Genomic DNA, 13,544 nt, shown 5'->3' with positions numbered 1-13,544 from the left:
GATTCAGTTACGTCAGATCTTTCAAAAACCGTTTAAAACTTATTTTGGATTTCTTCTCATCTTGTTTGCTACCTAAGCAGCAAATCTTTATTACTTTATTTGAATGTTAAAGAGCCTCTTGAAATAAATGGTGGACATGACAGGAGTCGAACCTGCGACCCCCTGCGTGCAAAGCAGGTGCTCTCCCAACTGAGCTACACGCCCACAAGATAACTCATCATCTGTTTTAAGCAGTTGATTTGTTTCGTTCATCTCTCAAGGTGAAACGTAATTTATGTGACCTCGTTTCATATGTCAACACTGTTTTTTCTTTTTTTTTACTTTTTTTGCATTTTTTTTAATTTCCTATCATAATTTCATTATGCAAAGGAGAATTTCAATAATGACTATTGTAAAGCTTGTAAGAATCTCACTATTTCTATGCATCTTTTTAAGTTGTAGCAAGAATAGCGATATAAAAACACAGGAAGAAGTATCGGACAAAAAGGTTGATGTCTTTAAAATAAATGTAGATCGTACTGGATTATCTGAATCTGAAGGTATTATTAAGACTTCACACGGTAATATTACCTTTAAATTCTATCCTAAAAAGGCTCCTAATACGGTTGCACGCCTAATTCAGTTAATTCAAAGTGGTTTTTATGATGGATTGGGCTTTCATCGAGTAATTCCTAACTTTGTAGTGCAAACAGGGGATCCTACAGGCACTGGTAATGGCGGTTCAGGCAAAAAAATCCAGGCAGAATTTAATAATATAAGTCATGTTGCTGGAACAATGGCCATGGCCCGTACTTTAACAGATGAAAATAGTGCTGATTCTCAATTCTATATAGCACTAACAGCACTTCCTCACTTAGATGGTAAGTATACTGTCTTCGGGCAAGTAGTAGATGGATTAGACATCTTAAAAAAGATTAAAGCCGGTGATAAAATTATCAGTATTGAATACTTAGAATAAGAAAAACTTTTTTTAATTTTAAAAGACCTGCAGTTTGCAGGTTTTTTTTTACTTATTAACTTAGAAATCATCGCTAAAATTTAGAAAAATTAAATTGCTCTTATCACTTATATAATGCAGACAAAACCGGCTTTAAAGCTATTACAAGTAATATAAGATAATGTGTAAGCAAAAGTACTTTTACAAATAATAGTTTAACAAAAACAATCATTACATTTTTTATTTCTTCTTTACTAAAAGAGAAAAAATTTAAAACTAACAAACACACTTTCTAAATATGTTCATAAATTAAATAATTTATAAAGTTAGAACTGAATAATTTCTCAACCACTGTTTAGGCATGGAGATAAAGGAATGCATTCGAAAGAAGAAGAAGAAAGCTTTTTATATATAAAATTAAAATTAACTTTATCAATTGCAACTCAAGAAGAGCTAGCAAAAGATTTCAGTACATATTTTTTGATTTTTTTTCTGATAAAGAATTAAAACACTCTAGTTGCTTTTAAAAATTTCTTACGATTGAAAATCGTCTGGGTTATGGCGTCGGTGTGTTTGTAAACAACTGTTTCGTTTTGGGGAAAGAAGGAATAAGGGCAAAAGATTTCTTGTTCAATTTATTTAAAAAACTAAAAAAAAAGCCTGCATATTCTGCAGGCTTTTTTTATTTTCCATGTCTTTTTTTATCTTTTGTATAAATGAATGTTTTTAAAATCAGGAGCCCAACAATTAAAAATCCAATGATCCAACTTGTTTTCGCAGTAAATTGTCCATCTTTTACTGGTAATGGCTCTTTAGTTGGTACTTGTTGTGTAGTCGTATTCGTGTTTTCAGACATACAAACTCCTTTGTGTCTAATTATCTAAACATTGATTCTAAAATAAGCACAGTAGCATAAACACCTGCTGAAATTGGAATTGCAGCAATAAAACGTGTCCATTTAGTTTCTTCATTTAAGTGCATAAAGTAGTAAGCAACTAAGAAAGCTTTTCCAAGAGCTAAAAGTACTAAAGCACTATCGCGATAAAACTTTGCAATATTTGTCATACCTGGAATGATTAGTTCCACAGCTGTTAAAAACGTCAGTACGAAGAAAATGAAAATATATAATTTCTTGTGTGAATGATGTGCGCCTTCAGCCATTTTATTCTCCATTTATAATTAATTAATTTTTTAAATACTGTTCTTTGTTAACTAATAAACCAAGATCAATCATTAGCTTATTAATATCTTTACTTGTTGAATCGTAATACCCTCTGATTTTACCATGTCCATCAACTAGAACAAGTTTTTCAGAGTGTGCAATATCAAGCATTGTTACCTTTTCACCGTTAACATTGGCCTCAACTTCTTGTAATTTTCCCATCTGAGTACCGAAGCCATCTACTATTGTAGATTGCATATCTTCAGTCTTTCCAGTTAAGAAAGTCCAAATATAAGGATTTGCTTGATGTTTTCTTGCATACTTAAATAGTGTTTTAGGATTATCCGTTTCAGGATCAACAGTAAAAGATACAAGTGCAACCTTTTGCCCAAGTCCTCTTACTCTCTTTTGAATCTTTTGCATTTCTTCCGTTAACCTAAGACAGCTAGACGGACAATTAGTGAAAATGAAGTTTGCTATATAAACACGCCCTTCTAATTCTTTTGATCCAAATGTTTTTCCAAAACTATTAGTAAGTGAGAAAGCTGGTAATTGTTTCATGACTGGAAGTTCAGGAGGTAATTCTCTAAATACTGATTTGAAAAAAGGTACTGAGAAGAAATATAAAACAAATACTAACCAAAACGCTTTCTTTGAGACAAGCGTTTCGATTAGTGAATTTGATCTTTTTATACCTAAACTAGTCATTATTTAACTCTGTTGATTCTTATTGATTCTTAATACGATCAAGTAACTCTTTACGAGCTTCTGTGTCTTTTAAGTTCTTAAGATACTCTACGTAGTGAGCAACTGCCCAGATTTGATCATCTGTAAGTGTTCCTTTCCAAGCGGCCATTGCTGTTCCACCAACACCTGCAGCTAAACGAAGAGCAATTTCTTCAACTGTATCTGCCGAACGAATCGTATTCCAAGTAAAATCAGGTGGAAGTGATTTGAATCCCCACTCAGTTTCTTGAAGCTTTGATTGATAATCACTATCAGAGAAATCACTCGCGCTCATACCAGTAAGCTTCGCAAGCTCATCCTTAGGAACGTAAGCTCTGTGACATGACCAGCACATTGCATCTGCGTGATAAACTTTCTTACCTTCTTCAATAGCAGACTTAACGTGAGCTACACCGTAAGGGTTTTTACCAAGAGTAACTTGTTTTCCAAGTTCCTTATCTTTACCTTCCCATACTGATGGAGCAAAAGTTTTAATGTATTGAACAACTTCAAACATTTGATCTTCAGTTAGATCCCATGGAAGCATTGCCGTACCATGAAGACCCTTCTCTAAGATTTTGTAGAAGTGCTTATCGTGTGGAAGAGTTCCCGCTTCAACTTCTCCAAACTTGAAGACACCTTTAGTAAAGTCACGTGGTGGAACTTTCATTGCCTTAGCTGCAACACCTTTTCCATCACCGTCAACACCGTGACAAGGCATACAGTATTCAGTGTAAATTTGCTTCCCTCTATTAAGAACATCTTTCTTAACATAGAGGCCACCTGCGAATACTTTATCTTCTTTGAAGTGGTTTTCCTGGCAAGAAACCAAAGATAAAATTGTAAACATTGCTGTTAAAGTTAATGCCATTTTCTTCATAGCTATCCTCTTAAAATACAAACATAACGATAAACATTACTAACCAAACGACACCTAAAAAGTGCCAAAACTTAGATACATTCTGTACCCAAGTTACTTTCTCCATACTGTAACCTTTCATTGAAACAGGAAGAAGAAATAAAAGTGCAATTAAACCTAAAACAATATGCGCAGCATGTGTCCAAGTAAGTGCATAAAATAAAGATGGGAATACTCCGCCAGAAGCTTGAAGTCCCATCGCTGCCATTGAGTTCCAAAGTTGCCATTGAACAAACATGAAACCAAGACCTAATAAATAAGTTAATGCGAAATAAACTCTCATGGCCTTAGTATTGTGCTTATTGAATGCAGATTCAAACAGCACTAAAGCAACAGAACTTAACGCAATTATTATTGTACTGACCATAGGGAGTGTTAGAGGAATTCTCGGCATTCCCATTGGTGGCCATACATCAACAGTTAAACGGTAAACAGAAAAACCAAGTAACATCGTAGCAAAGAGCATTGTAAATGAAACAAGAAGCACAATCATCGCGATTGATGATGTGAGCTGTTTTGCTTCAAAATCTTTGTTTGTCATTACTTGGTTCATTCTAATTATGCCTCAACTATTTCTTCAGTTTGATATTGGAAATCCTTACCTTCTGGAAGATTTGGGTTTCCTAGTTCGTGTGGTCCACACTTAACAACAGGAATCTCTTTAAAGTTATACACTGGTGCTGGTGATGGTATTGTCCACTCAAGAGTACCAACATTCCAAGGGTTGTCAGATACTGGCTCTTTTTCTTTCTTAAAGAAAATTGTGTAAACAAAGTTGATTACGAATGGAATTTGTCCAAGACCCATTAGTAGTGCAGAGTAAGTAACAAATGCATTAATTGGGATTAGTCTTTCCATAAATTCGTAAACAAATGGGTTATAAAGACGTCTGTGCATACCTGCGTATCCAACAATCATCATTCCCATGAATACACCATTTAGACCAATCATTGTGATCCAGAAGTGCACTTTACCCCAGAATTCATTCAGGAATTTACCAAACATTTTTGGCATCCAGAAATAAATTGCTGCGTATCCACCAAGAAGTACAGAAGCTGCCATCGTATAGTGGAAGTGACCAACAACAAAGTATGTATCGTGTAGGTAAAGGTCAGTTGTAACAGTTGCTAGATATAGACCTGTTAGACCACCAAGACCAAAAACGAATACAACACCAAGAGAGAAAATCATTGGCGTATCAAACTTGATTGATCCTTTCCAAATTGTCCCTAACCAGTTTGCAAAGAAAATTGCAGATGGAATTGAGATCGTCATTGTAAGAGTCATGAAAGTTTGAGTTAAAAGTGGACTCATTTGAGTCGTATACATGTGGTGACCATATACAATTGTTGAAAGAATTGTAATCGAAGTCATAGAAAGCGCAGTTGCTTTCGCACCAAATGCTGGTTTTCTAGCGAAGAAAGAAAGTAAGTCAGATACAATCCCCCACGCAGGAAGAATAAGGATATAAACTTCAGGGTGACCAAAGATCCAGAATACGTGTTGGTAAAGGATAGGATCACCTGTTCCTGTTGTTGCAGCAGCACCAGCAAGGAAGAAAGTTGTTCCAAATACACGGTCAAATAATAGAAGTAAAAGACCTGCACCAAGTACTGGAAGGAAAATTGCGTTTAGAATAGCTGTTAGCCATAGACCCCAAACAGATAGTGGCATATCAAAGTATCCCATACCTGGAGCTCTAAGAACGATAACAGTTGTAATATAGTTAACCGCACCCATCGTTGAAGATACACCAAGAAGGAAAAGAGCAAGAGTCCAAAGAGTTTGCCCGGCCCCTGGTGAACCAATTAGCGTTGATAAAGTTGGGTACGAAGTCCAACCACCTGCTGCAGCACCTAGTGGTAAACACAGAGAAGCAACAAGGATTAACGCTGATGCAGCTGCAATCCAAAAAGAAAGCATATTAAGTAATGGGAAGACCATATCTCTTGCCCCAATTTGTAATGGGATAAGATAGTTTCCGAACGCCCCAATTAGAATTGGCGTAATTGCGTAGAAAATCATGATCGTACCGTGCATAGTGAAAAGCATCGCGTACGTATCTGGTGGAACAACTCCTCCTGTTGAAGGGAAAAGTAAGTTACCTAGAATTGGGAATGCCTCTCCAGGAAACGCTAGTGTCCAGCGAATCATAAGGGCCATCATCCCACCTAAACCTAGACCAATGATTCCGTACCAAAGAAATTGTTTTCCGATCACTTTGTGATCATAAGAAAAAATATACTTTGAGATGAAAGTCTTTGGCTCTGAGTGAATATGTTGCTCGAAAAATGCCATTTTATATTCTCCTAAAAGTTATCTTAAAATTAGTACTGCCACTTCCAACCCCAGAATAATTCAGGGTTTTCAGGGTCATTCTCATGAATAGCTTTCTCTTGAGCTTCCGCAATCCAAGTTGCGTAGTCCTCAGCTGAATAAGTAGTTAGAGAAGCTTTCATTCTGTAGTGATATGTTCCACACATTTCTGCACAAGCAATATCCCAAGTACCAGCTTTAGTTGGTTCAAACCATAGACGAGTTAAACGACCAGGAATTGCATCAACCTTACGACGAGCATTTGGAAAATATAGTGAGTGAATTACATCTTTTGAAAGTACTTGAATAACAACTTTACGACCAACAGGTAGTCTTAAGTCATTTAACTGAACAACATCATCTTCTGTGTTGAAGATATTGTCTGCACCAGCATATCTAAAGTGCCATGCCCATTGCTGACCAAGCGCTTGAATACGAAGTGGATTCTCGTCCTCTTTTGGCCACTTAGCAAAAACATTTACATAATCCTCATTCGACATTCTTGTAATGTTCATATCGATTCCAAGGAATACCGATAGACCAATTACAGTCGCAATGATGATATGAATCTTCTTGTTCCCATAAGTATAATAAGGCTTTGGGTGTCTCTTAGCTGAATAAAAGTAAGAGAAACCAAATAATCCTGCACATACTAATGCAAAGAAAAAGAGGTTCATGTAAGTAGTGTAGCCAAATAACCAATCGATCAAGTGACCGTGCACAGAGATATCTTCAGGTGGTTTCATTCTTTCCCAAAGACTCATCTGCTTAGAAGTTGTACTAACAACTGTAGCTAAAACAGGTGTCAAAAATCCCATAGACCTTCCTTCTATTGAAATACTTTATTAATTTGAATTGATAAATTTTAACCCTTTTTTATAACATTTTCCACGATTTAGCTAAGGAAAATCATCAATGATAGCAAGAGTGGTAAATAGATTATAGAACCCCAAAAATATTGTCGGGCCCAAGCTACGTAACTCGGCTCATCATGAATAAAAAAACTTTGCAAACTCTGCGCAAAAAATAGCCCATTAACTACTAATGAAGCGATAAAAAAGTTCCAAGAATTGAGACCAAAGAAATATCCGGCACTACTAAATAAAAACAACAGTAATGTCCAAAGAGCAATACAGATCTTCATTTTGGCAATTGAGTAGTAATGAGGATAAACCTTAATATCACCTTCCGCGTAATCTTGTTTATGGTAAATCGAGATGGCCATGAAGTGAGGAATTTGCCAAATAAACAAAATACCAAACAATAAAATTGCTAGACCATCAATTTCACCTGTCACAATTGTGCGTCCCATCACAGGAGGAATTGCCCCAGGAAGTGCACCAACAAATAACGCAGCAGGACTAGTTCTCTTCATCGGAGTATAGACATAAAGATAAGAAAAAAATGCCAACGCACCGAGTAACGCAGTAACTTTATTTACATAAATATAAGTTAGACTAAATCCGAGAATAAAAAGCAGCCATCCTTGAACAACAGCATAAATTGGTTTTATTCGTCCTGCTGGTAAGGCGCGATCTTTAGTACGAACCATATTGGAATCAACTTCAATTTCCATATAGCAATTAATTGTCGTTGCAGACATGACAATTAAAATTGAAAAAATAAGTGCATTAATCAGATAGAAGAAATCAACATATTGTCCAGTAAGTAAAATTCCTGAAATAATAGTCGAAACAACGAGTAGACCAAGTCTTGGCTTAGTTAAGCTTAACAAGTCACTTGCTACAGTATGCTTATAACCACCAAAAAACACTTCCTCAAAACGCTTGAACCACTGAAATAAGAAAAGTAAATTTAGCGTAATGATAATTGCTAATAAAAGATGAAGTACTTGGAAGTAAGTAGTATCAGTTAGTAAGAACAATCTCTTTGCATTAAATAAGTGAACTAAAAATAGTCCAACTAAACTTCCAGATAAAAGAGAGAATTGTTTAAATGCTCTTCCATGTAATAAAGTAATTGTTTTTCTTATACTAAAGAGAAACGCTAGTAGTACTACTAGAAACAGGACTCCTAAATACTTATGAAGAGAGTGTATTTGTGCTGCTACAGTAGTAGGCCAAAAGCGAAGGCCCTCTGCTGTTTGGCATAGGATATTAATATTATCCCCTACTCCACACACATCTTTTGTTGCAGTTTGATGAACAATACCACCAAAGAAGAACTGTCCAAATGCAATTAGTAACATAATAAAGACAAGATCTTTCGACGAAGGTGAATACCCTTTTAAATTCAGTTCTTGTTTTTTGATAACAGGATAAAATTGCTGAGAAAAGATTGCGATATAAGCAAAACTTAAAATTAAGTGGAAAACACTGACAAGAGTTGGAAGCTTATAAATGAAGTTAATTCCACCCAGTAGCGACTGAAGAATTAAAAGAAATAGTCCTAAACGAACAGACTTTTCTTTTGGATGCTTAATAAAAAGAAATGTATTTAAAACAATGATAATTCCAGCAAAAACTCTATGTAAAATTGGATATATTGATGACTTATCAACAGTAGCTGCATAACAGATTGGCCAAGAAGTACACTCTAGGCCAGTGAAGTCCGCACTCACTAACCCACCAATGACAATTAAACCTAAAGTTAATAATATATTGATGAAGGCAAGTGTACGATACATTACAGTTCCACCTCTTGAGATTTTTTAAGAATGATTAATAACTCATAAATAAAGTAAGAAAGTAAAATAGCAAATAATAAGTGAACTGGCTGAGCAAAGGCTGGAAATGCTAAATAAGCTAAGACTACTCCTGCTGTAATGACACCAATTAACACTAACATTATTGAGATACACTTCTTTTGTACAAATGAATTGTCTTTGAACTCTTCCATGATTTTTCTAAGAGTATACGAAAATCCAAGAAGTACTAAGATTGAGAAAGAACGGTGAATATAAAAAATCATATCAAGTCGTTCAACCCAATTTGTCCTAGCTAAATTCGGCTCTGTATTAGTTATCAAGTCAATTTGCTCTCTAACTTGAGTTCCTAAAACGATTTGAATCACAACTAGTCCCACAAGAACCCACAAGAAGTCTTTGTAGCGATCAACGCAGTGTTTGCGATGAAATTTGAGTTCCGTTACCTCATATTTTAAATGGGCAAGCGCAAATGCAAGAAATATCGCGAGTAACATATGAATTGTAATAACAGCTGGATGTAGATGTGAACTAACGACCATTGCTCCTACACCACCATTTAAAACGACTAGAAACAAGGCCAATCCAGAAAGCCATACAACCTTCTTATTATCCTTCTTATAAGCAAATGATAGTACTACTAAAATGATCGAAGCAATGCCAGTCCATACACCGGCCATTCTGTTGAAGTACTCCGTCCATGTATGTACAGGATTGAAAATAGCAACAATGCGACCAGGCTTTGCAAAACGAGTTTGATAATCAGCTGGAAGTTGATCAACACTTGTAGGAGGAACAATTTTACCGAAACAAGTTGGCCAATCAGGACATCCCATTCCAGCTCCGGTGCTTCTTACCATCCCTCCAATGAGAATAAGTGCAAAAACAGTGATTATGACTACAGGCAAAAACTTTTTGAATCGTAATTTTTTAGAATTTTCCATTTCAACTTCAGCTTGATTTCAACTTTCTTAACCCAACTAGAAATATGAATAATTTTCAATTTCAAAGTGTTGGGATAGTATTTCTATATAGGAGTCAATATGCACAAAAATCACGGTCCTGTCTATTATGGTGACTATTTAGAACTGAATAAATTACTCGATACACAAAATCCTCTCTCTAAAAAATATGGAGATGTAGCACACGATGAAACACTTTTTATAGTCGTGCATCAAGTATATGAATTATGGTTCAAACAAATACTTCACGAACTACACTCGATAAAAAACATTTTCTCAGTAGATAAAGTTGAAGAATCATTGCTTTCAACTGTTTGTTCAAGACTTGAGCGCATTAAAAAAGTTCAAACTCTACTTCTTGGCCAATTAGAAGTGATGGAAACAATGACCCCGATGGATTTTCTTGAATTTAGAGATTTACTTGTCCCTGCTTCAGGATTCCAAAGTGTTCAATTTAGAGAAATTGAAATTCTGCTTGGACTTTCGACAAATCAAAGGAAAGAAGTTGATCGTGAATATTTCCTTGGAAGACTGAATGATCAAGATAAAGAAAGGCTTTTAAAAATTGAAGCTGAGTCAACATTATTTTCTGCTCTTGAGAAATGGCTAGAAAGAATGCCATTTACCTTTAACGAGGAATTTGATTTCTGGAGTGAGTATCAGGCATGTGTTGAAGATATGTTATGTGGTGACGAACTTACTGTCCTTGATAATATGGCAACACTTCCACCTAAGGCGCTAGAGATACAAAAGGCAAACCTTAAAAGTACACGCGATACATTTGAAACACTTTTTAATTCTGTAGAATATAATAAATTAGTAAAAGAAGGAAAAAGAAGGCTTTCTCAAAAAGCGACTCTAAATGCCCTCTTTGTTCTTCTTTATCGAGATGAGCCTATCCTAACACTTCCATATACTGTTCTTGCACACCTTATGGATATCGATGAGAACTTTACGACTTGGCGTTATAAGCATGCACTTATGGCACATAGAATGTTAGGGACTAAAATTGGAACAGGTGGATCTTCAGGTCATCAATACTTAAAAGATGCAGCAGATAACAATCGTTCATTCATCGATCTTTTTAATCTATCAACTTTTATTATTCCAAGATCGCAGAGACCAATTTTACCTGAAAAGTTAAAAACAGCTATGAACTTTAATTACAGAGATTAGAATGTATAAGAAATATTTTAAAAGATTTCTAAACGCAAACGAGGGCAAACTTCACTTTGCTGCTCACTCACACCACTACTGGCCAGATGTCACTAGAGATGCACAGATCAAGTACTGGGATGATAGCGCTAAATATGTTGATGAAAAATGGGGATTATTTTTTTCCAATGAGTTTGTCGAATTACAAAAGAATATTGCAAACGTTTTAAATATTTCTAAACCAGAGCAAATTACATTTGCACCGAATACACATGAGCTTGCTTATCGTATACTTTCAGCTCTTCCTAATGGAGCAAAAGTCTTAACAACTGATAGTGAGTTCTACTCTTTTGATCGTCAAATCAATCGTCTTTCAGAAGAAAATATTTTTGATGTAACTAAGATTGAAAATAGTAATGATAAAAACTTTATCGATAGATTTATTCAAGAAGCAAATACTGACAAATATGATCTAATCTTTATTAGCCAAGTATTTTTTAATTCTTCTTTTGCTATTAAGGATCTCATCTCATTTGTTAAAGCAATCAATTCTAAAGCTGAAATTGTAATTGATGCCTACCATGCATTTATGGCCCTCCCAACAGATCTAAAAGAAATAGAAGATCGAATTTTCTACATGGCCGGGGGTTATAAATACTGCGGATCAGGAGAAGGATCTTGCTTTCTGATATCACCAAAAAATACAAAACTTACGCCAAAAAATACTGGTTGGTTTGCACAGATGGGAGACCTGACAAATTTTAGTGAAGATAAGGTTCCATTTAGTAATGATGGTTTTAGATTTGCTGGATCAACCATGGATTTCACGGCAATCTATCGTATGAATGCTGTTTTAAATCTATGGAAGAATGAAAAGGTAACTGTCCATGATATTCACTTACACGTTGAAAAAAACCAAGCTGACTTTCTGTCTGGAATAAAAGGGACAACTTTAGAAAATAAAATTGTAACAACGGCCAATAGAGGACACTTTATCGCTTTTATTTTCACCACAGCTTTAGAGTGTGAAGAGTATGCCAAAAGTCTTAAAACAAAGAGAGTTAATGTTGATTACCGCCGAAATATTTTGCGTTTTGGCTTTAGCATTTATCAAGATAGTGATGATATAATTAAGCTTATTAAAATTATTAAAGATATTGGTTAGGGAAAAATGGAAGAGAAGAAAAAGCAATCACAGGAAGAACTTCAATCAGGAGCGTCTAATAAGAAGGGTCTTGCTAAGGTTTTAGAAAATATTTTTAGAAAATATCAGGCCATTGGATATATGGCAGCGATGATACCTCCAATTATAGTTTATATTATTTGTATTACTCTAGGATTGACTCCTGGATACATTTTTTTAACTACGGCATATGAAAATGTAGCAGGACAACACTTCATTATTCAGGCCCTAGCGATGTCATTTGCATTTGTTATGTCTTATGCAGCCTACGCTTTAACTCTAATTTTTATCGTACCATTCTTTAATTGGATTTATCCTCTGAAGATGAAACCATTTAAAGGGAGTTGGATTTCTCTAGAAACTCTTCCTTGGTATTATCACAATGCTTTAACACAACTAGTACGCTATACAGTTTTAGATTTTTTTCAAGCAACTCCGATAATCACTCTTTTTTATAAAATGATGGGAATGAAGATTGGAAAAAATTGTGTAATCAATACGACAAATATTTCTGATCCATGTCTGATTACACTTGAAGACTATGTGACAATTGGCGGCTCTGCCACAATTTTTGCTCATTATGCTCAAGCTGGTTTTCTAGTTATTGCGCCAACAGTTATTAAGAGAGGTGCAACAGTTGGATTAAAAGCCTCGATTATGGGAGATGTTATTATTGGCGAAAAAGTTGTTGTTTCACCACATGAAGCGGTACTTCCAAAATCAAGACTAAATGCAGAAGATAGAAAGAAAGCAAAAAAAGAATCTAGTAATTAAGATATTTTAAAAAGAAAAAAATCATTACACCAGTTACTGAAACATAAAGCCAAATGGGTAAAGTCCACTTTGCCCATTTCTTATGGCTTTTAAAACTACCAGTCAAAGCATTCCAAAGAGTAATTAAAATCATTGGCAACATAACAATGCTTAATAAAACGTGTGAAATTAGAATTGAAAAGTACACAGGCCTTACAAAACCTTGCGCTATAAATTTCGTATCCCCATGGAAGTGATGATACAGAAGATATGAAACAAGAAAGAGAGCGGAAGTGGCAGTCGCCCCTGACATACATTTAATATGTGCAGAAACATTCTTATTTTTAATAAATCTCCAGCCTACAAATAATAATGTCGCAGAAATTGTATTTAAAGCAGCGTTTACCATTGGAAGATAATCTACCCACCATAACTTAACTGCAGCTTCTGGTTTGAAGTAAATAAACCAAACGAGAAAAAGTGCAATTAGACCACTTAAAATAAAAAGTAATGTATAGATGAAATTACTGTTGTTCTTCTTCATGAATCTTAGAAGCTACTGAGTTTTTTCTATATTTGTGAATTGTTTTATAAAGAATAAAAAACGGAATATAGATTAGACCAATGAAAGTCACAAGAATCCAAACTAACCTAGCATCCTTTGGATTATCCATAGATCCAGCACAACCAGGACACGCAAAAACGTAGTCTGAAAATAGTACTAGAATTAATATGCCAATTGGTAATAAGAAACTTTTCATATAAT

15 protein-coding genes and 1 tRNA gene are annotated in these 13,544 nt (G+C 35.0%); 4 read left to right on the top strand and 12 right to left on the bottom strand.

All coding sequences use genetic code 11. The annotated features are described in order from the left end of the window. Nucleotides 1-128: 128 nt before the first annotated feature. A tRNA-Ala gene (locus ABMA70_RS10465) sits at nt 129-204 on the bottom strand. Between the two features lie 178 nt (nt 205-382). Here ABMA70_RS10465 and ABMA70_RS10460 point away from each other — a divergent pair. Next, nucleotides 383-958, top strand: coding sequence for a peptidylprolyl isomerase (locus ABMA70_RS10460; RefSeq protein WP_392993681.1), 576 nt, complete (start codon nt 383-385; stop codon nt 956-958). A 661-nt stretch (nt 959-1,619) separates the two neighbouring features. On the opposite strand, the gene ABMA70_RS10455 is transcribed toward ABMA70_RS10460, so the two are convergent. The 9 genes from ABMA70_RS10455 to ABMA70_RS10415 all read right to left on the bottom strand — a co-directional run bounded on the left by ABMA70_RS10455 (nt 1,620) and on the right by ABMA70_RS10415 (nt 9,669). Next, nucleotides 1,620-1,793 carry a hypothetical protein gene (locus ABMA70_RS10455; protein WP_158246899.1) on the bottom strand — a complete coding sequence of 58 codons (174 nt, stop codon included), beginning with the start codon at nt 1,791-1,793 and terminating at the stop codon, nt 1,620-1,622. Between the two features lie 20 nt (nt 1,794-1,813). After that, nucleotides 1,814-2,098, bottom strand: a complete 285-nt coding sequence (locus tag ABMA70_RS10450; protein WP_158246900.1) for a cytochrome C oxidase subunit IV family protein — start codon at nt 2,096-2,098, stop codon at nt 1,814-1,816. 22 nt (nt 2,099-2,120) lie between these two features. Then, nucleotides 2,121-2,807, bottom strand: a complete 687-nt coding sequence (locus ABMA70_RS10445; protein WP_103218386.1) for an SCO family protein — start codon at nt 2,805-2,807, stop codon at nt 2,121-2,123. A 19-nt stretch (nt 2,808-2,826) separates the two neighbouring features. Further along, nucleotides 2,827-3,705: a c-type cytochrome gene (locus ABMA70_RS10440; RefSeq protein ID WP_103218387.1), complete on the bottom strand. Its 879-nt coding sequence runs from the start codon at nt 3,703-3,705 to the stop codon at nt 2,827-2,829. Between the two features lie 10 nt (nt 3,706-3,715). Beyond that, nucleotides 3,716-4,285, bottom strand: coding sequence for a heme-copper oxidase subunit III (locus ABMA70_RS10435; RefSeq protein ID WP_393022198.1), 570 nt, complete (start codon nt 4,283-4,285; stop codon nt 3,716-3,718). A 17-nt stretch (nt 4,286-4,302) separates the two neighbouring features. Further along, a complete protein-coding gene (locus ABMA70_RS10430) occupies nt 4,303-6,042 on the bottom strand; it encodes a cbb3-type cytochrome c oxidase subunit I (RefSeq protein WP_103218389.1) in 1,740 nt (579 codons plus the stop codon). A gap of 29 nt (nt 6,043-6,071) precedes the next feature. Beyond that, nucleotides 6,072-6,878 (bottom strand): cytochrome c oxidase subunit II, encoded by an 807-nt coding sequence (locus ABMA70_RS10425; protein WP_103218390.1) that lies wholly within the window; start codon nt 6,876-6,878, stop codon nt 6,072-6,074. A 77-nt stretch (nt 6,879-6,955) separates the two neighbouring features. Further along, nucleotides 6,956-8,707: a heme o synthase gene (gene cyoE / locus ABMA70_RS10420; RefSeq protein ID WP_103218391.1), complete on the bottom strand. Its 1,752-nt coding sequence runs from the start codon at nt 8,705-8,707 to the stop codon at nt 6,956-6,958. Then, entirely contained in the window at nt 8,707-9,669 is a 963-nt protein-coding gene (locus ABMA70_RS10415; RefSeq protein ID WP_392993688.1) for a heme A synthase, read from the bottom strand. The genes cyoE and ABMA70_RS10415 overlap by 1 nt, the downstream gene beginning before the upstream one ends. A gap of 99 nt (nt 9,670-9,768) precedes the next feature. Between ABMA70_RS10415 and ABMA70_RS10410 the strand changes: the two genes are divergently transcribed. The 3 genes from ABMA70_RS10410 to ABMA70_RS10400 are packed head-to-tail and all read left to right on the top strand — an operon-like array spanning nt 9,769 to nt 12,799. Then, a complete protein-coding gene (locus ABMA70_RS10410; protein ID WP_392993691.1) occupies nt 9,769-10,863 on the top strand; it encodes a tryptophan 2,3-dioxygenase family protein in 1,095 nt (364 codons plus the stop codon). Between the two features lies 1 nt (nt 10,864). After that, nucleotides 10,865-12,007: an aminotransferase class V-fold PLP-dependent enzyme gene (locus tag ABMA70_RS10405; RefSeq protein WP_392993694.1), complete on the top strand. Its 1,143-nt coding sequence runs from the start codon at nt 10,865-10,867 to the stop codon at nt 12,005-12,007. A gap of 6 nt (nt 12,008-12,013) precedes the next feature. Beyond that, nucleotides 12,014-12,799 carry an acyltransferase gene (locus tag ABMA70_RS10400; protein WP_392993697.1) on the top strand — a complete coding sequence of 262 codons (786 nt, stop codon included), beginning with the start codon at nt 12,014-12,016 and terminating at the stop codon, nt 12,797-12,799. Here the strand turns inward: ABMA70_RS10400 and ABMA70_RS10395 are convergent. Together ABMA70_RS10395 and ABMA70_RS10390 are read right to left on the bottom strand one after the other, a co-directional pair. Next, complete coding sequence (locus ABMA70_RS10395) at nt 12,789-13,322, bottom strand: DUF420 domain-containing protein (protein WP_103218396.1); 534 nt, start codon at nt 13,320-13,322, stop codon at nt 12,789-12,791. The genes ABMA70_RS10400 and ABMA70_RS10395 overlap by 11 nt on opposite strands. After that, nucleotides 13,303-13,539 carry a hypothetical protein gene (locus ABMA70_RS10390; protein ID WP_103218397.1) on the bottom strand — a complete coding sequence of 79 codons (237 nt, stop codon included), beginning with the start codon at nt 13,537-13,539 and terminating at the stop codon, nt 13,303-13,305. Before ABMA70_RS10390 ends, ABMA70_RS10395 begins: the two co-directional genes overlap by 20 nt. Nucleotides 13,540-13,544: the final 5 nt, after the last annotated feature.

It is taken from the genome of Halobacteriovorax sp. XZX-3, assembly GCF_043196495.1.
Classification (GTDB): Bacteria; Bdellovibrionota; Bacteriovoracia; order Bacteriovoracales; family Bacteriovoracaceae; genus Halobacteriovorax_A.
Note: the sequence above shows the minus strand (reverse complement) of the source record. Positions and strands in the feature narration are given on the sequence as shown.